25 protein-coding genes are annotated in these 22,144 nt (G+C 67.6%); 6 read left to right on the plus strand and 19 right to left on the minus strand.

Annotated elements, in window-relative coordinates; genetic code table 11:
- Positions 1 to 9: 9 nt before the first annotated feature.
- Positions 10 to 1,332 (plus strand): leucine-rich repeat-containing protein kinase family protein, encoded by a 1,323-nt coding sequence (locus DIE08_RS04800; protein ID WP_124901146.1) that lies wholly within the window; start codon positions 10 to 12, stop codon positions 1,330 to 1,332.
- A gap of 54 nt (positions 1,333 to 1,386) precedes the next feature.
- Here DIE08_RS04800 and DIE08_RS04805 read toward each other — a convergent pair whose 3' ends face one another.
- The 8 genes from DIE08_RS04805 to DIE08_RS04835 form a co-directional block, all read right to left on the minus strand.
- The gene (locus DIE08_RS04805) at positions 1,387 to 2,016 is read right to left on the minus strand and encodes a LysE family translocator (RefSeq protein ID WP_124901147.1); all 630 of its coding nucleotides are present in this window, start codon (positions 2,014 to 2,016) and stop codon (positions 1,387 to 1,389) included.
- Between the two features lie 92 nt (positions 2,017 to 2,108).
- Positions 2,109 to 2,285, minus strand: a complete 177-nt coding sequence (locus DIE08_RS35500; RefSeq protein ID WP_170296371.1) for a hypothetical protein — start codon at positions 2,283 to 2,285, stop codon at positions 2,109 to 2,111.
- Positions 2,286 to 2,317: 32 nt separating this feature from the next.
- The gene (locus tag DIE08_RS04810) at positions 2,318 to 2,764 is read right to left on the minus strand and encodes a copper chaperone PCu(A)C (RefSeq protein ID WP_059600194.1); all 447 of its coding nucleotides are present in this window, start codon (positions 2,762 to 2,764) and stop codon (positions 2,318 to 2,320) included.
- A 52-nt stretch (positions 2,765 to 2,816) separates the two neighbouring features.
- The gene (copC, locus tag DIE08_RS04815) at positions 2,817 to 3,182 is read right to left on the minus strand and encodes a copper homeostasis periplasmic binding protein CopC (RefSeq protein ID WP_124622044.1); all 366 of its coding nucleotides are present in this window, start codon (positions 3,180 to 3,182) and stop codon (positions 2,817 to 2,819) included.
- Positions 3,183 to 3,408: 226 nt separating this feature from the next.
- Positions 3,409 to 3,786: a DUF2946 domain-containing protein gene (locus tag DIE08_RS04820; protein WP_059600192.1), complete on the minus strand. Its 378-nt coding sequence runs from the start codon at positions 3,784 to 3,786 to the stop codon at positions 3,409 to 3,411.
- Positions 3,787 to 3,890: 104 nt separating this feature from the next.
- Entirely contained in the window at positions 3,891 to 4,385 is a 495-nt protein-coding gene (locus DIE08_RS04825) for an SRPBCC family protein (protein WP_124901148.1), read from the minus strand.
- A 56-nt stretch (positions 4,386 to 4,441) separates the two neighbouring features.
- On the minus strand, positions 4,442 to 4,744 hold the full coding sequence (locus tag DIE08_RS04830; protein WP_059527056.1) for a 2Fe-2S iron-sulfur cluster-binding protein: 303 nt from the start codon (positions 4,742 to 4,744) through the stop codon (positions 4,442 to 4,444).
- A 104-nt stretch (positions 4,745 to 4,848) separates the two neighbouring features.
- A complete protein-coding gene (locus DIE08_RS04835; protein WP_124901149.1) occupies positions 4,849 to 6,738 on the minus strand; it encodes a sigma-54-dependent Fis family transcriptional regulator in 1,890 nt (629 codons plus the stop codon).
- Positions 6,739 to 7,019: 281 nt separating this feature from the next.
- Between DIE08_RS04835 and DIE08_RS04840 the strand changes: the two genes are divergently transcribed.
- Complete coding sequence (locus DIE08_RS04840) at positions 7,020 to 7,211, plus strand: DUF2964 family protein (protein ID WP_059527249.1); 192 nt, start codon at positions 7,020 to 7,022, stop codon at positions 7,209 to 7,211.
- Between the two features lie 241 nt (positions 7,212 to 7,452).
- Complete coding sequence (locus tag DIE08_RS04845) at positions 7,453 to 7,740, plus strand: DUF1488 domain-containing protein (RefSeq protein WP_014898618.1); 288 nt, start codon at positions 7,453 to 7,455, stop codon at positions 7,738 to 7,740.
- A gap of 152 nt (positions 7,741 to 7,892) precedes the next feature.
- Here the strand turns inward: DIE08_RS04845 and DIE08_RS04850 are convergent, their stop codons facing one another.
- The 3 genes from DIE08_RS04850 to DIE08_RS04860 are packed head-to-tail and all read right to left on the minus strand — an operon-like array spanning position 7,893 to position 9,630.
- A complete protein-coding gene (locus DIE08_RS04850; RefSeq protein WP_059600189.1) occupies positions 7,893 to 8,756 on the minus strand; it encodes an MBL fold metallo-hydrolase in 864 nt (287 codons plus the stop codon).
- A gap of 3 nt (positions 8,757 to 8,759) precedes the next feature.
- The gene (locus DIE08_RS04855) at positions 8,760 to 9,086 is read right to left on the minus strand and encodes a hypothetical protein (protein ID WP_124901150.1); all 327 of its coding nucleotides are present in this window, start codon (positions 9,084 to 9,086) and stop codon (positions 8,760 to 8,762) included.
- A gap of 13 nt (positions 9,087 to 9,099) precedes the next feature.
- The gene (locus DIE08_RS04860; RefSeq protein WP_124901151.1) at positions 9,100 to 9,630 is read right to left on the minus strand and encodes a sugar ABC transporter; all 531 of its coding nucleotides are present in this window, start codon (positions 9,628 to 9,630) and stop codon (positions 9,100 to 9,102) included.
- A gap of 199 nt (positions 9,631 to 9,829) precedes the next feature.
- Between DIE08_RS04860 and DIE08_RS04865 the strand changes: the two genes are divergently transcribed.
- Entirely contained in the window at positions 9,830 to 10,681 is an 852-nt protein-coding gene (locus tag DIE08_RS04865) for a LysR substrate-binding domain-containing protein (RefSeq protein ID WP_124901293.1), read from the plus strand.
- A gap of 108 nt (positions 10,682 to 10,789) precedes the next feature.
- On the opposite strand, the gene DIE08_RS04870 is transcribed toward DIE08_RS04865, so the two are convergent.
- On the minus strand, positions 10,790 to 12,091 hold the full coding sequence (locus DIE08_RS04870) for an NCS2 family permease (RefSeq protein ID WP_059600185.1): 1,302 nt from the start codon (positions 12,089 to 12,091) through the stop codon (positions 10,790 to 10,792).
- Positions 12,092 to 12,852: 761 nt separating this feature from the next.
- Between DIE08_RS04870 and DIE08_RS04880 the strand changes: the two genes are divergently transcribed.
- Positions 12,853 to 13,131 (plus strand): hypothetical protein, encoded by a 279-nt coding sequence (locus DIE08_RS04880; RefSeq protein WP_006480752.1) that lies wholly within the window; start codon positions 12,853 to 12,855, stop codon positions 13,129 to 13,131.
- A 173-nt stretch (positions 13,132 to 13,304) separates the two neighbouring features.
- Here DIE08_RS04880 and DIE08_RS04885 read toward each other — a convergent pair whose 3' ends face one another.
- The 5 genes from DIE08_RS04885 to DIE08_RS04905 form a co-directional block, all read right to left on the minus strand.
- Positions 13,305 to 13,679, minus strand: a complete 375-nt coding sequence (locus DIE08_RS04885) for a DUF2917 domain-containing protein (protein WP_059600333.1) — start codon at positions 13,677 to 13,679, stop codon at positions 13,305 to 13,307.
- A gap of 251 nt (positions 13,680 to 13,930) precedes the next feature.
- Positions 13,931 to 14,218, minus strand: coding sequence for a hypothetical protein (locus tag DIE08_RS04890; RefSeq protein ID WP_059600184.1), 288 nt, complete (start codon positions 14,216 to 14,218; stop codon positions 13,931 to 13,933).
- A gap of 88 nt (positions 14,219 to 14,306) precedes the next feature.
- On the minus strand, positions 14,307 to 15,212 hold the full coding sequence (locus tag DIE08_RS04895) for a metal-dependent hydrolase (protein ID WP_124901153.1): 906 nt from the start codon (positions 15,210 to 15,212) through the stop codon (positions 14,307 to 14,309).
- Positions 15,213 to 15,246: 34 nt separating this feature from the next.
- On the minus strand, positions 15,247 to 17,034 hold the full coding sequence (locus DIE08_RS04900) for an SDR family oxidoreductase (RefSeq protein ID WP_059600182.1): 1,788 nt from the start codon (positions 17,032 to 17,034) through the stop codon (positions 15,247 to 15,249).
- Positions 17,035 to 17,083: 49 nt separating this feature from the next.
- Positions 17,084 to 17,962: a M24 family metallopeptidase gene (locus DIE08_RS04905; RefSeq protein ID WP_124901154.1), complete on the minus strand. Its 879-nt coding sequence runs from the start codon at positions 17,960 to 17,962 to the stop codon at positions 17,084 to 17,086.
- A 471-nt stretch (positions 17,963 to 18,433) separates the two neighbouring features.
- Here DIE08_RS04905 and DIE08_RS04910 point away from each other — a divergent pair, with 471 nt between their 5' ends.
- Complete coding sequence (locus tag DIE08_RS04910) at positions 18,434 to 19,711, plus strand: HAD family hydrolase (protein WP_124901155.1); 1,278 nt, start codon at positions 18,434 to 18,436, stop codon at positions 19,709 to 19,711.
- Between the two features lie 81 nt (positions 19,712 to 19,792).
- Here DIE08_RS04910 and DIE08_RS04915 read toward each other — a convergent pair whose 3' ends face one another.
- Together DIE08_RS04915 and DIE08_RS04920 are read right to left on the minus strand one after the other, a co-directional pair.
- Positions 19,793 to 20,566, minus strand: a complete 774-nt coding sequence (locus tag DIE08_RS04915) for a slipin family protein (protein WP_124622025.1) — start codon at positions 20,564 to 20,566, stop codon at positions 19,793 to 19,795.
- On the minus strand, positions 20,563 to 22,119 hold the full coding sequence (locus DIE08_RS04920; RefSeq protein WP_124901156.1) for a nodulation protein NfeD: 1,557 nt from the start codon (positions 22,117 to 22,119) through the stop codon (positions 20,563 to 20,565). Before DIE08_RS04920 ends, DIE08_RS04915 begins: the two co-directional genes overlap by 4 nt.
- Between the last annotated feature and the right edge of the window lie 25 nt (positions 22,120 to 22,144).

Below are 22,144 nucleotides of genomic sequence, written 5' to 3' on the forward strand. Positions count from 1 at the left end.
TTTCTCCCCGTGACCACCACCCTCGAACAACTGCAGGCCGGCCAGCTGTCGGGCGCCCGGCAACTCAAGCTCGCGTGCGGGCTGACCGAATTTCCGCGCGAAATCTTCGATCTGGCCGACACGCTCGAAGTGCTCGACCTGTCCGGCAATGCGCTGTCGGCGCTGCCGGACGACCTGTCGCGGCTGCATCGCCTGCGCATCCTGTTCGCGTCCGGCAATCGCTTCACCGAATTTCCCGAGGTGCTCGGCACATGCACCCAGCTCGACATGATCGGCTTCAAGGCGAACCGGATCCGCACGGTGCCGCGCCGTTCGCTGCCGCGCGCGCTGCGCTGGCTGATCCTGACCGACAACGAAATCGACGCGCTACCCGCCGAGATCGGCGACTGCTCGCGCTTGCAGAAGCTGATGCTCGCGGGCAACCGGCTGCGCGCGTTGCCGCCCGAAATGGCCGCGTGCCGTGCGCTCGAACTGGTGCGGCTGTCGGCGAACCGGCTGGACGAACTGCCCGACTGGTTGCTGCGCCTGCCGCGTCTCGCGTGGCTCGCGTCCGCGGGCAATCCGTTCGGCACCGCGCCGGAAGCGGCGGCTTCGGCCGAGCCGGGCGTCGCGGACATCGACTGGACGTCGCTCGCCCTCGATCGGAAGCTCGGCGAAGGCGCATCGGGTGTCATTCATCGCGCGCAGTGGCGGGTGGACGGCCAAGTGCCGCGCGCGGTCGCGGTCAAGCTGTTCAAGGGGGCCGTGACGAGCGACGGGCTGCCCGATTGCGAAATGGCCGCGTGCCTGCACGCCGGGCGTCACCCGAACATGATTCCGGTGATCGGCAAGGTGCGCGGCCATCCGGACGGCACGCACGGCCTCGTGATGGAACTGGTCGATCCGGCGCTGACGAGCCTCGCCGGGCCGCCGAGCTTTGCGTCCTGCACGCGCGACGTCTATACGGCCGATGAGCGATTCGCGCCGGCCGACGCGTCGCGGATCGCGCTCGGCATCGCGTCGGTTGCAGCGCATCTGCACGCGCGCGGCATCATGCACGGCGACCTGTACGCGCACAACATCCTGCACGACGGCAAGGGCGGCGCGCTGCTCGGCGATTTCGGCGCGGCGTCGGTCTACGACGTGAACGACCGCGTGCGCGCGGCGCGGCTCGAACGGCTGGAAGTCAGGGCGTTCGGCCATCTGCTCGGCGAGTTGCTGGCGCGATGCGAGCCGCGTGCGTGGGAAGGTTCGCACGTACTCGACGCGCTGGCCGCCGCCTGCCTGAACGAGGAGATCGACGCACGGCCGTCGTTCGGCGAGATTGCGGCCACGCTGGCCGTCAAGGACTGACGGTTCCGATCACGCCGCGGCGCCGGCCATCGCCGGCCGTCGCCGTGCGGACGCTTACGCCTGCCGTGCGGTCAGCAGCTTGATCCCGAGGCCAACGAACAGCAGCCCGCTGGCGCGCTTGGCCGCGCGTACCCACGGCCTGACGCCGATACCACGATGGAGCCGGCGCACGCCGAACGAATAGACGCTGTGCACGACGACGACGGTGCATGCGATCGTCGCATACATCACGACGAACTGCATCGCGAGCGGGCGACCGTGTGCGATGAACTGCGGCATGAACGCCGACAGGAAGATCATCGTCTTCGGATTGCTGCCCGACACGAACAGCGCTTCGCGGAACAGCTTCCTGCGGTCGGGCTCGACGATCTCGGCCCGGCCGTCGGGCGAGCGTGCGTTGCGGTCGCCGCGCAGTTGCCGGATGCCCAGAAACATCAGGTACGCGGCGCCGACGACCTTCATCGCGATGAATAGCGGCGGCATCGCGGCCAGCACCGCGCCGACGCCGAGCGCGACGAGCATGACCACCGCGCCTTGTGCGACGAGGTTGCCCGCGATCGTCGCGGCGGTGCCGCGCGAGCCGTAGCGCACCGTGTTGCGGATGACGAGCAGCACGTTGGGGCCCGGCGACAGCGTCGTCGCGAGATAGGCGGCGGCAAACAGCATCCAGGTCTGAATGGACATGCGTTGCTCCGGGAGGGGGTTCCGGCGGTCGGGATGAAGCGATGATGCCACGCCAAAATGACGCGGACCGCCGCCGGAACCGGCGCGGCGCGTCAGCGTGTGTCGCGCACGCAGTATGCGGCGATCGACGACGGCGAATCGATCGCCGAAGGCCGCGTCATCCACGCGATCCATGCCGCCCATAACCCGCAGGCGATCAACACGGCGACGTTCAGTGGCGTCCGGTAGCGGACGATCAGGCTGGCCAGCGGCACGCGTTCCTTGCTCATGTGCGTCTCCTTCGGTCGATGCGGTTGCGGCGTTACTGGCCGGTGTAGGAGGGCGCCTTCGCGTCGCAGGTCACGGACACCGTCGCGCCGTCGGCGAAATGCAGCCGCAGCGGTACCTTCGCGCCGGGCGCGACGGGCTGGCGCGGTTCCTCCAGCATCACGTGATAGCCCTTCGGCCTGAACGTCACCGTGCCGTGCGCGGGCACGTCGACCGCTTCGACGTGAACCATTTTCGCGGTGCTGCCGGCCGTCTGCGTTTCGTGCATCATCGCCATCCCGAACGCGGGCGTATCGATGCCCGTGAGCGTGACGGGCTTGTCGCCGTCGTTCTTCAGCGTGAAATAACCGGACGACGGCACCGTCGCCGGCATCGTGCGGATCCAGCAGGCATCGGCCTGGACGGCCGATGCGGCGAACGTGGCGGGCGCCTGCAGCGCCAGCAGTGCAAACAGCAGGCTGGTCGGAATCGAGCGTTTCATCGAGTGTGTTCCTGATCGGGTAGTGAAGATCGCCGCGCGGGCATCGTGTGCGTTACTTCAGCGTGAACGTGTAGTGGCCCTGCGTGCGATGCCCGTCGGTCGCCACGGCAACCCAAGCGACCGTGTACGTGCCCGGCGTCAGGTTCGCCAGCTCCACATGCATCCGCTTCCGGTTGCCGGCGTCGATGGCGGCTTTCCCGTCGACGACCGACTGGCCATGGCTGTCGGTGACGGCGATCGAACTGAATGCGGGTTCGAGCGTTTCGCTGAAGTCGATCGTGACCGCGTGCGGCGCGCTCGACAGCGTGGCGTCGGCGGCCGGGTCCAGGTTTTTCGGGTGTGCGTGCGCGTGAGCGGCCTGTGCGACGACGAAGCCGAGTGCGACGAGTGCGCCGCGAATGAAAGCAGTGGTTTTCATGACGGGATGATCCGGTTGGAAATGACAAGGAGAACGATGCATTCGACGAATGGTCGCGCGTGCGTGCACGCGTGGCCGCCGGAGGCGGGCGAGCGCACGCGCGGCACGATGCCCCGAGCAATACGGTCGAATATGAGATCGTCCTTCGAAACGTGACACGGCATGCACGCGCAGCGCGCGTGCTCACGGCGTGATGCGCGAGGGCATCACGCGCGGTGACGACGAATCAGGATGCGAACGGCGGGGCGCGCGGTTGCGCGGCCGTGAGCGGCAGCGTGCGGCGCAGGCTTTCGAAGCGGGTTGCTTCGCGATGCTCGCGCGGGTGGAAGTTGGCCGCGAACGTCAGTTCGGGCGCGGGCAGGGCGGGTGTATGGGCGAGCAGGCTGCAATAGCCGCAAGCCTGCAGATGGGCCTGCAGGCTTTTCGACGACGCATCGCCGGCATGGTTGCCGCCCGCCGGCCCGGCCGTGCAGTAACCGGCAAGGAGCGAGTCGACGCGGTCTTGGGTCGTCAGCGCCTGCGAGATCGTCGGCGCGAGCGTCGTCATCAGGATGGCGAGCATCCCGATCAGACTGACGATCTTCCGGAAACGACGGCTCAGCATGCGATGCGCGGGGCGGGGTATGAACGGCGATGGAGCGGATTATGCCACGCACCCGCCGCGAGGGCATGCGGGCACGCGGATACCGGGCATGACGCGCGGCACGCTTACGCGTGCTTCGCGAGATATTTCGTGATCAGCGTCATCTGCGCGGCCCAGCCTTGATCGTTCATCTCGCGAGCCTTTGCGCGGCGCGCTTCGATCAACTGGTCGAAGCCCGTTTCGGTGATCGTCAGCAGCGTGCCGCCGTTCGCTTCGGCGAGTGCGAACGTGACGAGCGTCATCGGCTCGGACGCGTAATCGAAGTTCGGATCGATCGCGAACGGGTGCCAGTGAAAGGAGAATCGGTGCATCGGCTCGACGCGATCGACGACGATCTCGAACACGGTGCCGGCATACGGCTCCTGTGCCCGGGCGACGTCGTCGTCGACGCGCGTCGGCGTGATGCGGCCGAACAGCGGCCGGTCGGCGACGAACGGCCCGTCGAACGTCACGCCGAACCAGATGCCGAATTCCCCGGCATTGCTGACGGCTTCCCAGACGCGCGCCAGCGGCGCGGTGAGCAAGGCTTGTTTCTCGATGCGATCGGTGGACTGGGTCATCACGTTCTCCAGGCGGGCATCCTTGCTGCGGGACGGCGCACGCGCGCTCGCCGCGTTCAGTCGATCATCACCGCGTCGGGCACGTCGAGCACGACATCCGAGGTCGCTACGGCCACGCACGGCAGCGTATAGCCGTCGGCCTTTTCCTCGCGGCTCAGACCCGGCCATTCGATCGTATAGCGTACGCTGCCGCTGACGATCCTGCACAGGCAGCTTCGGCACGTGCCGTTGCGGCACGAGCGCGGCAGCCTGACGTGCGCGAACGCGGCGGCCTCGAGCAGCGTCAGCGAATCGGGGGCGTCGAACGTCGCGCCGAGCGGCTCGATGCGTACGAGGGGCGGGTGGTCGGGATCGGTCATGGGGCGAAGCGGGTGCCGGCGCGGCGGCAAAACAAGGCAAGGCAAGCGGCAAGCATACCCGAAGGCGGCGCGGCCGGCGCCCGTCGGGCAGCCGGCGCGGGACGTCAGTGTCGGCGCAGGTAGCGGTACACGGTATTGCGCGCGAGCCCAAGCTCCCGCGCGGCGGCCGATACGTTGCCGCCGTGCCGCGCGAGCACCGCGTCGATCACGGCGGCCTGGTGGCTCTGCAGTGTCGTCGCTTCGCGCGTGTCGGCCGGTGCGGCCTGTGCCGCCGGTGTGTCGTCGCAGTCGAGCCAGAAATCGTCGGGCAGGTGCGCGAGCGTGATTTCGGCTTCGTCTTCGGCGAGCATGCCGGCCGTGCGCAGCACGTTGGTCATTTGCCGCAGATTGCCGGGCCAGCGGTGCCGCATGAACGCGTCGAGTACGTCGGTCGCGAGGCGGCTCGGCATCGGCTCGCTGCGACCGAGCCGCGCGAGGATCCGCTCGACCAGTGCCGGCAGGTCGGTGCGCGCGGCGAGCGGCGGCAGTATGACCGCGAGCCCGTTGATCCGGTAGAACAGGTCTTCGCGGAACGTGCCTTCGGCGATCATCGCACGCAGGTCGCGGTGGGTCGCGCAGACCACGCGCACGTCGACCGGCACCGCGCGTGCGCCGCCGAGCGGCATCACCGCGCGCTCCTGCAGCACGCGCATGAGCCTGACCTGCTGCGCGAGCGGCATGTCGCCGATTTCGTCGAGAAACAGCGTACCGCCGTCGGCCTGCGCGATCTTGCCGGGGCTGCCGCGCTTGCGCGCACCGGTGAAGGCGCCGTCCTCGTAACCGAACAGTTCGGCCTCGATCAGCGAATCCGGCAGTGCCGCGCAGTTGACCGCGACGAACGGGCCGTCCGCGCGCGGCGATGCCTGGTGCAGCGCACGCGCGAGCCATTCCTTGCCGGTGCCGGTCTGGCCGAGGATCAGCAACGGCAGATCGCGTCCACGAATCTTCGCGACGCGTTCGAGCACGGCGGCCATCCGCGCATCGCCGGTGTCGAGCGTCGCGAACGTGATCGCGTCGGGGTCCGGAGCCCGCATGCGCACGGGGGGCGCGGGCGGCGTGACGGCGACCGCCGTCTTGTGCGCTTCCGCGAATTCGCAGCGTGCGAGCACGCGCACGCCGGTCGACAGCGTGAGGCTGAACGGTGCGCCGGGTGCCCGGGCTGCCTGCTGCGCGAGCTGGCCGAAGCGCATGCCGAACAGCGCATCGCAGCCTTGATGCTGCAACGCATCGAAGGTCGCGCCGAGCTGGAATTGCGCGCTGCGGTTCGCGGCGATCAGCCCGCCGTCGGGGCCGAATGCGACGAGCCCGGCGAACAGCGAGTCGACGCAGTCCTCGTGGGCGTGGAAGCGCAGCCGCAGTGCTTCCGCGCACTGGTTCGCGAACAGATGGTTCTCGATCAGCTGCGCGGACATCCGCACGAGCGCGAGCGTATGGGAGCTGAAGCCGCGCGGATCGCCGCTCACGTCGAGCGTGCCGAGTGTGCGGCCGAACGAGTCGATGATCGGCGCACACGAGCAGGTGAGGATATGGTTCGCGCGCAGGAAGTGCTCGGACCCGTGCACGGCGACCGCCTGGCCCGATGCGAGCGCGGTGCCGATCGCATTGGTGCCGCGTGCGCCTTCGGCCCACGACACGCCGGTGCACAGCGCGACGCGGTTCGCCTTTTCGATGAAGTCCGCGTCGCCGATGCTGTGCAGGATCACGCCGTCGGCGTCGGTGAGCAGCACGAGGCTTTGCGTGTCGGCGATCTGCGCGTGGAGGTTCTCCATCACCGGGCGCGCGTGTGCGAACAACGCATGGTTCGTGTCGAGCAGTTCGCGCAGCGCGAGCCGCGACAGCGGCGAGAAATCGGGTTGCTCGTTGGCGCGCAGGCCGATCGCGGTCGAACGGGCATGCGCCTGCGCGAGCAGGTCGTTGCGGCCCGCGGTGGCGGGCAGCACGAAAGATTGAGGCATGTCTTGTCTCCTGTCGGCCCCAGTTGGCGCTTCAGCGCTTACTGGGGCTCCATGCTTCGCGGTCGCCCCGCCTTGACACTTTGCGCCGCACCATCCGCCACCCGGGCCGCCGCTATCGATATCTCCTCATCATACAAGCGCCGCACGCGTTGTGCGACTGCGTACAAAAACCCCTTGCTTTTAAGTGCCCGCATGCAATGATGAAAGTGGAACGCGCACGCGCCGTGTTCCGCATCGCAACATGCATGCGACGTGACATGCATCCGTTCGGGAGACCCATCATGGTTCGGACGGAACTGAGAGTCGTGCTGGCGGCCATCGCCACCTTCATCATGCTGGGCGGCATCGCCGTCGCGATCCACGGTCTGCTGTTCGACCTGAGCGACGCGGTGCAATACGGGGCGGCCGCGATCGCGGTAGGCGCCACGACCGCCGCGATCGCACTGAACATCTGGCCCACCGATCCCCACTGACGCCGCCCGGCAAACGGTGCCGGATGTCGCGCTGGTCTGATGAAAATACGCGTCGGAACGACGCACATCGCAAAATTTGCCTCCTGCGCGAAACCGTCTAAAGTGGAATGCAACCGGCATGCGGTGTCCGCGCGATACCCCGTGGATCCTGCCCCTGCCGGCGAGCCCGCGTAAATTTTCGTCCGGCCGGTAGCGGACGATGGACGCGGTCATTTGCTTTCTACCGGACAAGGCGGCTCCCATGCAGATTCATTTCACGAATGAGAAGCCCGAATATTCGGGGCGCGACCTGATGCTTGGTTTCACGGCGCTGGTCAATGGCGAGCGCGTTCAATGTCAGATCACCGCCGAGGCGCTGGAGGATCATTTCGGTGCGGCATCGCCGCGCTTCGAGGACATGGTCGGTGCGTACGATCAGCACCGCGAGCGTATCGAGGCGGCCGCACGGCGGTTGCTGTCCGAGACGCGCGCGCAATGCGTGACGCTGCGCAGCGGCTACGTGCGCTTCTACGAAGCGAACTGGCGCTGAGCCGGACGACCGGGCAGCGACGGAGCGGGCGCCGGATACCGGCGCCCGTGTCATATCGGCGCATGCTCGTCCGGTAGCGCGCTCGCCCGGAGCGGTGCGTGGCACGATTCGAGCATCGTGCGGCGCACTGGCGTGCCCGCGTTCCGTTTCGCTCAATCCGCCCCGCCAAGCACATACGCGCCGCCGGTTGGGCCGTTCGTGCGCGCGATGCGTGCGAAGCCCGTGTCGGCGAGGTGCATGCCCGCAATCAGCAAGTTATCCGAAGCGACTTCGGCGAGCGTGGCCGCGCGCGTCGATGATGCTTGCGACGGATCGTGATCGAACGCGATCGACACGTCGGGGCGCGCAACCTGAATCGGCGCGAAATGCACGAGATCGCCCCAGATCAGCAGGCGCTCGCCGCGCGATTCGACGCGATAGCCGGTGTGGCCGGGCGTGTGCCCCGGCAGCGGGACCGCGACGATACCGGGCAGCACGTCGCCTGCCTCGATGGTGCGTAGATGCGCGCGATACACGTCGAACGTGCGCCGCGCGATCCGGAAATTGACGCGTGCGCGCTCGTTTGCTCGCTCGTACATGGCGTCGTCCAGCCAGAACGCACGTTCCCGTTCGTGAATGAGCACCTCCGCTTGCGGAAAGGCCGGATGTCCGTCCGTGTCCAGGAGGCCGCCGATGTGATCCGGATGCGCATGCGTCAGCAGGACCGTGTCGATGTCGCGTGCATCGATGCCGGCTTGCGACAGCGACGGACGCAGCAGGCCGCCCCAGTTCCGGATGCCGCCGGCGCCGGTGTCGACGAGTACGGTGCGCCCGTTCCCGCGTATCACGTAGCAGTTGATGTTGACGTCGGACGGCGCGTGTATGCCGGCCCGGTGCATGATGCCGGTCGCGTCGTCGACGTCGATGTTCGACAGCAGGTCGAGGCCGGCCGTCAGCGTGCCGTCGCTGATCGCGATCACTGTGAAATCGCCGATCTGGCGACGCGGGAAGGAAGGGAGTTGAACAGGCGTGCTCACGGGTCAATGTCGGGCGTGAAGGTGGGTGGCGTCGTAGCCGAAGCAGCGGATGCGTGCGACGAATCCGGTGTGGCGAAGAATCTCGCGATCCAGTTCGGTCATGAACCGGTCCATCAGTTCAGGGGTGCGAAATGACGAGGTGCGAAAGCGGATCTCCGCGCTGACCGGATGTCCGCAGCCGTGCCGGACCGGGATGTACGCGACGTGGACCGTGCCGGGTGCGGCGCTCAGCACGTCGGTGCAGAGCCTCTCGCAGGCCGACGACAACGCGTCGAGCGCCGTGCTGGCCGGCATGCTCGCCTCGGGAATCAAGATCGTGACGCTGGGCATGGTCGGGCTCCGGTCAGCGTGCGGTTGCCGACGTCGGTGTGCTGACGAGTGGGTCACCCATCGGTGCATAGAGCCGGATCGCGGCATCGGACCCGAGCCGAGCCTGATCGTGCGTGAGGACGGCCAGCCAGCGCGCGGCCGGCCGCCGATCCAGCGCGACCGCATGCATGGCCGTGGCTGCGATCGCAGCTCGCGCGAACGGGGCGGGGTCGTCGCAAACGGCCAGCCATTGATGGCCGGAGACGGCCGGCGCGGGGCCCGCGCAGTCGTATACGTTGCGGCGCCACTCGACGATGTGCGGCTGCCAGCGCGCGAAATTGCCGCCGCCCTTGTCGCGATACTCGGCCGACGTCAGCACGTCCGGGCCGTCGATCGTATGCAGCGCGAGGTAGACGGGGCCGTCGCCGCCGAGTGCGCGAAAGCGTTGCGACGTGCGAAAGCCGGATACGGAGATCAGCGCGGGCAGTTTGATCCGGCTGTAGAAGTCGTTCCACTCGGCTTCGACGGCGGGCTCGGCGATGCTGCATTCAACGGCATAGATCATGACTTCTCCACGGGGGCGAGCGGCCTTCGGGGACGATGGCTGCTCGACGGGTTGAGTTTTTGTCATGATAATGAGCCGGCGGATGGCGGAAAAACGATGATTCGTCACCGTTCAATGACATTTGATCAAGCCATGACCGACGGCGGTCGGACCGGGAGCAATCGTGACGCGACGCAGGATTCCGAGCAATTCGGCATTGATGGCATTCGAGGCCGCGGCGCGGCATGGAAGCTTCGCGCGCGCCGCCGACGAGCTGGCGTTGACGGAAGGCGCGATCAGCCGGCAGATCGGCCGGCTGGAGACGTTCCTGGGTGTCGCGCTGTTCGAGCGGGTCGGCAACCGCGTGCGGTTGGCGCCGAACGGCGTGCGCTACGCGGTGCAGGTTCGCGAAGTGCTGGACCGGCTCGAGCGCGACAGCCAGTACATGATGGGGCAGCCCGGCGACGGCGGCAGCGTCGATATCGCCGTGACGCCGACATTCGCGACGCGCTGGCTGATTCCGCGCCTCAAGGGATTCCAGACGCAGCATCCGAACATCACGGTGCATTTCGCCGATCGCGCGGAGCCGTTCGTGCTGGCCGGCAGCGGTTTCGATGCGGCGATTCACTTCGAGCATCCGGCCTGGGCCGGCATGCATACGTACCGGTTGTGCGAGGAGGTGCTGGTGCCGGTCTGCCATCCGTCGCTGCTCGCGGCCGGGCAGCCGGACGTATTGCTGGGCACGCTGCCGCGCCTGCACAAGCGCCAGACGCCTGATGCGTGGTCGGCGTACGTGCAGGAGACGGGGCTGCCGGTGAGCAATCCGGCCGCCGGCGCACGCTACGATCTTTACTCGATGCTGATCGCGGCGGCGCTCGCCGGGCTCGGCGTCGCGCTGGTGCCGCGCCTCTATGTCGAGGCCGAGATCGCGCAAGGGTTGCTCGCGGCGCCCTGGCCCGACGGGCGGGGCGTGGTCAAGCGCTTCTGTCTCGTGTTGCCCGAGGCGCTGGAACTGGGCGAGGGGCCGTTGCAGACCTTCGCGCGCTGGGTGCTCCGGCAGGCGGAGGCTTGACCGGCGCTCGCTTGCACCACCCGCGTCGCCAAAACGAGAACAAAACGAAAACGCCACCCGAAGGTGGCGTTTTCGTTTCATCTTGCCGCGCACAGGGGCGCGCGTGCGTCACTCGCTGCCGAGATAGAAGAAGCGGAACAGGAACACGGCCGCGATGATCCACACGATCGGCTTGACCGTGCGGGCCTGGCCCGTCAGCAGCTTCAGGCCGCCGTATGCGATGAAGCCGAACGCGACGCCGTTCGCGATCGAGTAAGTGAACGGCATCAGCAGCGCGGTCAGCGCGGCCGGCACGGCTTCGGTCGCATCGTCCCACGGCACCTCGACCATCTCGCGCAGCATCAGGCACGACACGTACAGCAGTGCCGGTGCCGTGGCGTAGGCCGGCACGACGCCGGCGAGCGGCGCGATGAACAGGCACGCGAGGAACAGCACGGCGACGGTGATCGCCGTCACGCCCGTGCGGCCGCCGGCCTGCACGCCCGACGCGCTTTCGATGTACGCGGTGGTCGACGACGTGCCGAGCAGCGAGCCTGCGACGATCGCGGTGCTGTCGGCAAGCAACGCCTTGTTCAGGCGGTTCATCTTGCCCTCGACGAGCAGGCCCGCGCGGTTCGCGACGCCCATCAGCGTGCCGGTCGCGTCGAACAGTTCGACGAGGAAGAACACGAGGATCACGTTGATGATGCCGGTCGACAGCGCGGCGCCGATGTCGAGCTTGAACAGCGTCGCGTCGATCGACGGCGGCGCGGAGAACACGCCGTGGAACTGGTTGTCGCCGAAGAAGAACGACAGGATCGTGACGCCGATGATGCCGATCAGGATCGCGCCGCGCACGCGCAGGTGGTCGAGCGTGACGATCGTGAAGAAGCCGATGATCGCGAGGATCGTATCGTGCTTGTGCAGGTCGCCGAGCGTGACGAGCGTGGCGGGGTTGCCGACGATCACACCCGAGGTCTTCAGCGAGATGATGCCGAGGAACAGGCCGATGCCGGCGGTGATCGAGATGCGCAGCGATTTCGGAATGCCGTTGACGATCGCCTCGCGCACGCGGAACAGCGTGACGAGCAGGAACAGGCAGCCGGAGATGAACACCGCGCCGAGCGCGGCCTGCCACGTGAAGCCCATCCCCTTGACGACCGTGTACGCGAAATACGCGTTCAGGCCCATGCCGGGCGCGCAGGCGATCGGGTAGTTCGCGTACAGCCCCATGATCATCGATGCCAGCGCCGCGACGAGGCAGGTCGCGACGAACACGGATTCCTTGGGCATGCCGGCATCGCCGAGGATCGCGGGGTTGACGAAGATGATGTAGGCCATCGTCAGGAACGTGGTGACGCCCGCGAGTATTTCGGTGCGGAAGTCGGTGCCGGCTTCGTCGAAGCCGAAATACCGCTTGATGGATTCCATGAAGGCGTTTCTCCGGTCGGGTTGTCGTGTTGCTTGTTGTTCGTGCCGAATTGTTGTAAGGCAGCGCGAGGCCGGCGTACTGTAACCAGCCACTATTGCGACGCTATCGGCGGATTGTAATAGCGCGGATAGCTCGGACGATATAGTTGCGGGGCACGATCGGCAGCGTTCGCGCGAACGGCTGGACAGGCCGGCCGCGCGAGGAAGGCGCGCATTTTACCGGTTCGGACGAGGCGGGCAGGTAGAAACGATGGAAACGATTCGACGACGGGCGGGCCGTGTCGGCCGATGCGGGCGCAACGGCATGATCGACATGCGGGGGGCTGCCGCAACGCGACGGCATGCGACTGCAATGGCACGCCCGCACGAGGGGCGAACGCAGGACGGACGCAATACGTGCGCGAGCGCGCGCATGACCGGCGCGGGTGCGCGGCGGCATGCAGCAGCCATTCGTCAGTCCTGGCGATTGCAGATATCGGGCTATCCTGCGCCGAAGCCGTCGCGTCCGCAACTGTCATTTCGCGGTGCGAGCCCGACTGTGGTTTCTGTGTAAAAGATTGCAAGACGTCATCGCGTTAACCGGCAAGTCTTTCTAGGATAGATACACCGCGCGCACACGCCGGCCAGATGTTGCCGACGCGGGGGAGTCGCAGTCCGTGCAGGCCGGGCGGTGAAGCGCGGTGACGGTCGTTGCGCATTCGGGCAGGCGCGACCGGTTGCGATTGCCCGATGCGGGTTCGCCCGTCATCACGGAGGTCAGCATGTTGAACTGGATCAGCCGTTGGGCGATGCGGCACGCCCCCACGCCGGAAAAAACCGCTGCATCGATGCTCGTGACGGCGCGCATGGAACTGTTCGCAGCCGAACAGCGCGTCATCGATGCGAAATTACAGGCGGATTACTGGCGTACGCGAGTGTCATTTCTCGAGGAGGTGCAAAAGCAAGGCATCGACCCGTGGGTGACCTCGCAGGCGGCGCAACGCCCCGACCTCGATTCCACGCCTCGCAGCACGGGCCCGCGTCTCGCCGCCAGCACCTGATGCACGTGATGCATGCGAAGGTTGCGCACGGCGCGCGATCGCACGCGGCACGCACGTGCGTGCCGCGTCATTCGATGCGCACCCGCGACGCGTTGCGTCGCGGGTGCGTCCGTTTCCGGATACGGTGATTCCGCGCATTCCGGCATCCCCGCCGCGCGCGTGAGCGCGCATCGTCAATCCCGTCTTCGCCAACGTCCGGCGAGCAAACGTTGCATTCGCGCGAGCGTGCGCCTCAGCCGTTCGCCGCGCCTCACGTACGCCGTCGTGATCGATGCTTCGGCCGGCCGGTCGTCATCGGTGCCGAGCCAGATGCGATCGCCGCGCGCGATGCGCAGCACGTCGCCGGGTTGTACCCAGTAGTCGTCGACGCTCGGCGGCCGCGTGATCCACAGCGGTGCGCCGTGCGCGCGAATTTCCGCATCGCTCGGCGCGCGCCAGGTCAGTGTCGTGCGCGGCGCGACCGCGAAGCGGATCACGACGGTCGGTAACGCGATCGCACCGACGCGGCGCGAATCGGGACGGTCGAACAACGGGCTTGCCTGGTCCATCGTCTGCTCCATTCGTTGAGCCGGACGGATGACGCGCACCAGAACAAAAAGGCCTCATCCGTTTCCGGTGAGGCCTTGTGTGACATGCGGTACTGCTCGGATGCTAACGCACAAGCGCCTCCCGTGATCCATTCTTTCGAATGTTCACCGGGCAATGATTCGCGATGGCGATGAGCTTGAACGTAGGCATGCGAACGAGTTTGTCGATGTCGTACGGCGTTGTCAACGACTATTTTCGAGATTTGCGACGATCACGCGTCGCGCTGGGCGAGGCCGTTGACGAGCAGTTCGGACAGCAGGCCGGTCATCCCGTTCGGATGGGTGGCGGCGCGAGCCTTCAGCTGTTCGACGAGTTCGGCGTTCAGCTTGCACGCGAACGGCACGAGACCCTGTTCCTGGTCGAGCTTGCGCTGCGCGCGGCGGTCGAGCTTCGCTGCGTCCTCGGCAGCCTTGCCGAAGCGGGCGGAGCTGGACTGCTTCATCGCGTGCGTCAGCTTGAGCGCCTTGTTCTTTTCTAGATCGGTTTTCTTCATGGCCATCGCGGCACCTCCGGGAAATGAAGCCGCGATTGTACGCATTTCGGCCGGCGCCCCGCCGAAACTGTCGCGAACCCGCTTGCGGACGCGGTCACGCGCCCTTCGTCGTGCCCCAGTTGCCGCCATGCGCCGCCGCTTGCGCGGCCGGCGAGCGCGCCAGATACGCAAGCGCCTGCTCGGTCGAGCCTTCGTGGTGGGGCGTATAGCCCGGCTTGAAATAGCGCAACGCCGCGCCGATCACTTTCCAGAACGACGGCAGGTGCCCGCGTCGAGAACCCTTCCACCACGACAGCACGAAACCCCGGTAGCGGCCGGCGGCGGGATCTCGCCGGTACATGAATTTCGCGCCGCTCGTGATGAAGTAGAGCAACAGCACGATCACGAACGCCATGTGCACGCAGCGCTCCGGATAGTTGCCGCCCATGTGGTTGTAGATGTCGAACGCGACGGTCCGGTGCTCGACTTCCTCCGCGCCGTGCCAGCGCAGCAGGTCGACCATCGTCGGATCGGCACGGCCTTCGTCGAGCCCGTGCGCATTGAGCACCCAGTTGCCGAGATAGCCGAAGAAATGTTCGAGCGATGCGATCACCGCGAGCTGCTGACGCAGCCAGAAACGCGTATGGCCGATCTTCAGCCCGAACGGCGCTTCGCCCAGCACGCGCGTAAACAGCCAGTTCAGCTTCTGCGTGAACGGCTTCGTGTCGATCCCGTGCCGGTCGTAGTAATGCTTGAGCACGCCGCCGTGCGAGCGCGAATGCACGGCTTCCTGGCGCAGGAAGCCTTCGGCTTCGTCGCGCAGGCGGGCATCGGTAATGTTCGGCAGTGCCTTGTTGTACACGCGGCAGAACCACAGTTCGCCCTCCGGGAACAGCAGGTTCAGCGTGTTGATGATGTGCGTGCTGCCCGGGTCGTTTGGCACCCAGGTGATCGGCGTGTCGCTGAAGTCGAACTTCACGTGCCGGGCCTTGATCTTGTGATAGTCGGCGGTAGAGGTCATCTGTGTCTCCGTTTCCGTGCGGCGCGCCGCGCCGTCAATGCGATGCCATGCTGACGCGGGCAAGCACCCGGCCGAGCCACGGCATGAAGCGGCCGACGAAGCGCAACGCGTGCGCCTCGGTGCCGACGGCCACGACCGGCCGGTTGCGCAGCACGCCGTCGACCATCGCCTGCGCGACGGTTTCCGGCTTCAGGCCGCGCATCTGGTACAGCTTCGTCGCGCGTTTGCGCAGCCGCGCCTCGTCCTGTGCGCTGGCGCCCGCGTATTGCGTCGACGCCATGATTCCGGTTTCCGCGAAGCCCGGGCAGACGGCCGTCACGCCGATGCCTTTTTCCGCGAGTTCCGCGCGCATGCATTCGCTGAGCATCAGCACGGCGGCCTTCGTCGTCGCGTACGCGGGCAGGTCGCGCGACGGCCCGAACGCGGCGGCCGACGCGGTGTTGACGATGTGGCCGCCCGTGCCGCGCGCGGCCATCTGCTGCGCGAACAGCCGCGAGCCGTGGATCACGCCCCACAGGTTCACGTGAAGGATGCGCTCCCAGTGCCGCTCGCTGGTGTCGAGAATGCCGCCGGCCATGCCGATGCCCGCGTTGTTGATCACGACGTCGGCGCCGCCGAGTTCACTGCCGACCCATGCCGCGAGCGCTTCCATCTCGTCGGCGGAGCCGACGTCCACGCGTTTTGCATGCGCCTGCGCGCCGGTGAGTCCGAGCAGCAGGGCGGTGCGCTCGGCGCTCGCGAGATCGATGTCGCACGCGACGACGGTCGCGCCTTCACGGGCAAATGCGAGCGCCGCGCAGCGGCCGATGCCGCTGCCCGCGCCGGTGACGACCGCGACCTTGCCGCTGAATCGGCCGCTGGTCGCGCGGCGGCGTGCGTTCGCGAGCGCGGGCGGCTCGTCGCCCGATTCGACCGCGTCGATCAACTGTTCGGCGAGGCCCGCGAAGCGCGCGGGATCGGCGAGCGGCAGCCAGTGGCCGGCCGCGACTTCGCGGCGGTAGTACTGCGGCACCCAGCGCGACAGGTTCTCGGACAGCGCCGGGCTCACGTACTTGTCGCCGAGCGGCACGATCGTCTGCACCGGCGCGTGCGCGTAGCGCTCGCGCGGCGCGAACAGGCAGCGGATGAAGTTCGCGCGATAGAGGCGTACGCCGCGCGCGCCGTCGTCGGCCTGCGTCGCGCGCGGCGTGGCGGGGGTCTTTTCGACCCGGCGCAGCAGGCCCGGCCATGCGCGGCCGAGCCACAGCTGCCAGCCGAGCTCGGGGATGAACGGCAGATGGAACAGATACACGTACCACGAGCGCACGAGCTGCCCGCCGAGCCTGGCTAACGACGCGGGCGTCGGATGCAGCACGCGTTCGCGCAGCCAGAAGCCGACGTGGTCGAGGCACGGCCCCGAGCACGACGTGTACGACGCGATGCGGCCGGCGAGCCGCGGATCCGTGACGAACTCCCAGCCCTGGATCGAGCCCCAGTCGTGCGCGATCAGGTGCACTGCGCGGCCGGGGCAGAGCGCGTCGATCACCGCGATGAAGTCGTCGGTCAGCTTCGCGAGGTGGTAGTCGGCCGTGCGCTTGGGCGCGCCGGACAGGCCCGCGCCGCGCACGTCGTAGGCGATCACGTAGTGCTTGCGCGCGAGCAGCGGCGCGACCTGCTGCCAGACGCTGCTGTCGTCGGGGTAGCCGTGCACGAGCACGACCGGCGAGCGGGCCGGGTCGCCCCAGGTCCTGACCGCGAGCGTCAGGTCGCCGGAGGCGACGGCCGTCTCGCTGTGAACCGATTCGAACAGGGCCAGCGGCGCTTCATCGGAAAGAGGCTGCATCGTGAGTCCGTCGTTCAGGGATTCGGGAAGTGGGCGAGACGCGTGCGTGTCAGGCGACGGCCGGCATGCGTTCGGCCTGGCGGCGCTGCCGACGGCGCACGTGCGGCAGGTCGTCGTCGAGCCAGTACGCGTCGTCGTCGGTGATCACCAGCAGTTCCTCGAATTTCGCGCCGACGCCGGCGAAGCCGAGATGCGGCTCCACGGCCCACAGGCCCGGCACCGGCGCGTGTTCGGAGCGGCGGTCGATCGACCACAGCGGCGACCAGCCTTGCTGCTTCGCCGCGCGGCCCTGGTCGAGCAGCAGGTTGCGCGTCGCGTTCAGCCCGAAGCGCGCGACGAAGCGCGGTGTCGACAGCTTGTGGATCTTCGCGACGCGATGCGCGAGCACCTTGAACGGATACGCCTTGTGGCGCGGCTCGACGCCCTGGCGGCGGCACAGCGCGTCCACCGCCTGCGCGACCTCGGCCATCGGGCGGCGCTCCTTCACGAGCCGCACGATCATGTCGCGATGGTCCATCAGGTCGTCCTGCAGCTGTTCAAGGATGGGGTTGTGGCCGAGGCAGTGCGCGTAGCCGACGTCGGCCACGATGCCGTCGAGCACCGGCGCGACGTCGAGGATCACGGGCATGTCGGTCTCGAGCTGGCGATTGCTCGGGAAGAACGCGAGGTTGAAGCCGCCCATGTGCTTCAGGCCGGAGAAGCCTTCGAACGCGGTGCGGTCGCCGAACCACGCGAACGGCTTGTGTAGCCAGTCGTGCACGCCGTTGTCGCGCAGCCATTCGGTCAGCAGGCGCGCGGCTTCCTTCTCGGTGATGCCGGGATAGAGCATCGCGCCGACGGTCTCGACGCAGCGATAGGCAAGCTGCTGGACCGCGCGGAATTGCGGCAGCTCGTCGAGATGGACTTCCGGCAGCGGATGGTCGGGCATGAGGCGTCTCCATGTGACGGCCCGCGTTCGCGCTTCGGCGACGTGGGGCCTGTGCAAGGCTGGGGCGCTGATCCGGAATCCATTCGCCGACGATCCAGGGCGAATTATTCAGTCAGCATTTAATGTGTCATTGATTGATGTAAAGATCATAGCCGGTTCGACGTGGCGCGGAGGTGAGGGCTTCTCCTAATGAAGGCCGAAATGGAGGGGAAGCTCTAGGTTTCCGGCGGTCGTGGCCGGATGGCAGTCGCCGCGCGCGTGTTCCGTGCGGGGGAGCCGGCCGGCGTGCGCCCCGCGCGGTGCCGACGCAGGCCTGGAATGTCGCGCCGGATCAACTCCCCGTCGTGTCGTAGCGAGACGCTGTCAAATTGCCGAAATAATTTCGTCACATCATTCGCCCCCGATTCGAAGCCTTTCCGGCTTCGCGGGGCTATGACCCACGCCGATTCGACAATTCCACGGAGAGAGACCATGCAACGCCGCAAGTTCATGAACACCCTTGCCGCGGCGGCCGCTGCGACGCCGCTGATGCTCAAGGCCGGCATGGCCGGCGCGAAGAGCGCAACCGCGCCGGACGCGCTGGACCCGGGCCGCTGGTCGCCGTTCAACGCCGCGCGCCTGCAGGCGGTGCTCGACCAGCATGGCGTCGCGAGCGCGCGCTACGACGGAAAGCGCCGCCCGTATGCGGTATTCGACTGGGACAACACGTGCATCATGAACGACTGCGAAGAGGCGTTGCTGATGTACCAGATCAACCATCTGCAGTACAAACTGACACCGGACGAGTTCGTCGATGTGATGTGGAAGGATGTGCCGAAGGGCGCGTTCATGAAGGACTACACGACCGTCGACGGCAAGCCGGTGACGATGGAGGATCTCGCCGCCGACGTCGAATCCGACTACCGCTGGCTCCATGCGAACTACAAGGGCCTCGGCGGCGACAAGAGCCTCGACGAGATTCGCGAGACCGACCAGTTCAAGGATTTTCGCGCGAAGCTGTACTTCATGTACGACGCGATCTGCGACACGCATCCGCTCGAAGTCGGCTACAAGTGGATCATCTACTTCTACAAGAACATGACGACCGCCGAGCTGCAGGCGATGGCGGAAGCGTCGAACAACTACGGTATCGGCGACGCGCTGCGCAAGGTCCGTTACGAAAGCCCGAAGGCGCTGCCTGGCAAGGCAGGCGTGGTGGCCGACACGCATTTCCATGGCATCCGCATTCACGAGGAAATCCGCGCGGTGATGCATACGCTGCGTGCGAATGGCATCGACGTGTACGTGAGCACCGCGTCGCTCGACGATGTCGTGCGCGTATTCGCCGGCAATCCGAACTATGGCTACGGCGTGGCGCCCGAGAACGTGATCGGCCTGCGGCTCGACATGCAGGACGGCAAATACACGAGCACCTATCCGGCCGGCTGGCATTTCAACTGGGGGCCCGGCAAGACGGTGGGCATCCGCAACGTCCTCGTGTCGAAGAAGGGCTACGGCCCGCTGCTGGTGTTCGGCGACAGCGACGGCGACGCATGGATGCTGCGCGACTTCAAGGACACCGCGGCCGGTGTGATCGTCAACCGGATGAAGAAGGGCGAGATCGGCGCGGACAGCAAGCTCGCGGCCGAACAGATCGGCAACCGGGACGCCCGCTTCCTGCTGCAGGGCCGCGACGAGCACACGGGCCTGATGATTCCGGACGAGAAGTCGATCAAGTACGGCAAGACCGACCGCAAGCTGCTGGCCTGACGCGGGCCGGGCGCCGGGCCGCCGCGGCCGGGCGCCCGTCGGCATCGGCTGCGGCGTCGTGCGGGCCGGCGCCCGCGCGACTCAATGCTCGCGCGGCGGGCCCAACCGGTCCAGCAGTGCCCCCAGCAGATCGATCGGCAGCGGAAACACGATCGTCGAGTTCTTGTCCGCCGCGATCGTCGTCAGCGTCTGCAGATAGCGCAGCTGCATCGCCTGCGGCTCCTGCGCGAGCCGCTGCGCGGCCTGCAGCAGTTTCTCCGACGCCTGCAGCTCGCCCTCCGCATGAATCACCTTCGCGCGCCGTTCGCGCTCGGCCTCGGCCTGCCGCGCGATCGCGCGCACCATCGTCTCGTTCAGGTCGACGTGCTTGATCTCGACCGTCGACACCTTGATCCCCCACGCATCCGTTTGCGCGTCGAGCGTCTTCTGGATGTCGGCATTCAGCTGCTCGCGCTCGGCCAGCAGCGCATCGAGCTCGTGCTTGCCCAGCACCGAGCGCAGTGTCGTCTGCGAGAGCTGGCTCGTCGCGTCGAAGAAGCGCGCGACCTGGATCACGGCCTTCTCCGGATCGACGACGCGGAAATACACGACTGCATTCACCTTCACCGACACGTTGTCGCGCGTGATCACGTCCTGCGGCGGTACGTCGAACACGACGGTGCGCAGGTCGATCCGCACGACCTGCTGGACGATCGGGATGATCAGCACGAGCCCCGGCCCCTTTACTTTCCAGAAGCGGCCGAGCATGAACACCACGCCGCGCTCGTACTCGCGAAAGATGCGGATCGACGATGCGACGAGCACAACGACGAAGACGATCAGGACGCTGCTGAAGCCAAACGTGTAGCCCATCATGACGGTGCTCCCTGGTGTTGTTGTTCGTGTGCCGGCACGTCGTAGAGCGGTGCGACCGTGAGCGTCAGCCCCTGGCGGCCGGTGACGCGCACGCGGCAGCCCGCGGCGAGCGGCACGCTGCTCGCGACGCGCCAGCGCTCGCCATGCACGCGCGCCCAGCCCGCCGCCGATGGTGCGGGGCCGGCCGCGCCGTGCGGCTGGTCGGCCTGCAAACCGTCGTCGAGCACTTCGCCGATGCTGCCGACCATTGCCTCGGCGCCCGTCACGACCGGCCGCCGCCGCGCGCGCAGCGCGACGCTCGACACGCCCGCGACGAGCAGCCCGCCGCCGAGCGCGAGGCTCCCGATCACGGGCCACGGAATACCGTAGCCGGGCACGTCGGTATCGATCAGCATCAATGCGCCGATCGTAAACGACACGATTCCGCCGAAACCGAGCACGCCGAAGGTCGGCAGGAACGCCTCGGCGACGAGGCAGCCGAGCCCGAGCAGCACGAGCCCGAGGCCCGCATAGCTGATCGGCAGCAATTGCATCGCGAACAGCCCGATCAGCAGGCAGATGGTGCCGGCGACGCCCGGCAGCACGAACCCGGGATTCGCGAATTCGAAGAAGAGACCGTAGATGCCGATCGTCAGCAGGATCAGCGCGACGTTCGGATCGGCAATGATCGACAGGAAGCGGCTGCGCCAGTCGGGCGCGAGCACGACGAGCGGCGCATGCGCGGTCGCGACGTGCAGCGTGCCGGCGGTCGTCGTCACGGTGCGACCGTCGACTTGGCGCGCGAGGTCGGCCGGGTCCTGCGCGATCAGGTCGACGACATGCTGCGCGCGCGCCTCGGTCGCGGACAGGCTCAATGCCTCGCGCACCGCGCGCTCGGCCCATGCGGCATTGCGTCCGCGCAACTGCGCGAGGCCGCGGATGTACGCGGCGGCGTCCTGGGTCGCCTTGCGGATCTCGGTCGACTGCGTATCGTTCGGCAGCTCGGCCGGCGTCGCGGATGCACCGGCGGCACCCGATGCCCCGGCTGGCGGCGCTCGGGGCGCGCCTGGCGTCCCCGGCGCGCCACCGCCGATCCCGAACTGCACCGGCGACGCCGCGCCGAGATTGGTGCCGGGCGCCATCGCTGCGATGTGGCTCGCGTAGACGATATAGGTACCGGCGCTCGCGGCCCGTGCGCCACCCGGCGCGACGAACGCGGCGACCGGCACCGGCGAGCCGAGGATCGCCTTGATGATCTGCCGCATCGACGTGTCGAGCCCGCCGGGCGTATCGAGTTGCAGGATCGCGAGCGGCGCGTGCTCGCGCGCCGCGCGCTCGAGCGAGCGGACGATGAAGTCGGCGCTGGCCGGCCCGATCGCGCCGTTGACCGGAATCACGAATACCGGCAGCGCGGCCGCGGGTGCGGCGGCGGGGGGCGGGGCGGCAACCGCCGCGCACACGACGAGCAGCGCCGCGAACAGCGCGGCGCGCGCGACCCGCGCGGACAGCGGGTGACGGGGACGGCCGCCGGGCGATGCAGGTGCCGGCGGCGGCCCATGACGGTGAATGCGCATCGGGGCGTCCGGGTGGCGCGCAGCC

Origin of the sequence: Burkholderia sp. Bp9004 (assembly GCF_003858025.1) — a bacterium.
GTDB lineage: Bacteria > Pseudomonadota > Gammaproteobacteria > Burkholderiales > Burkholderiaceae > Burkholderia > Burkholderia diffusa.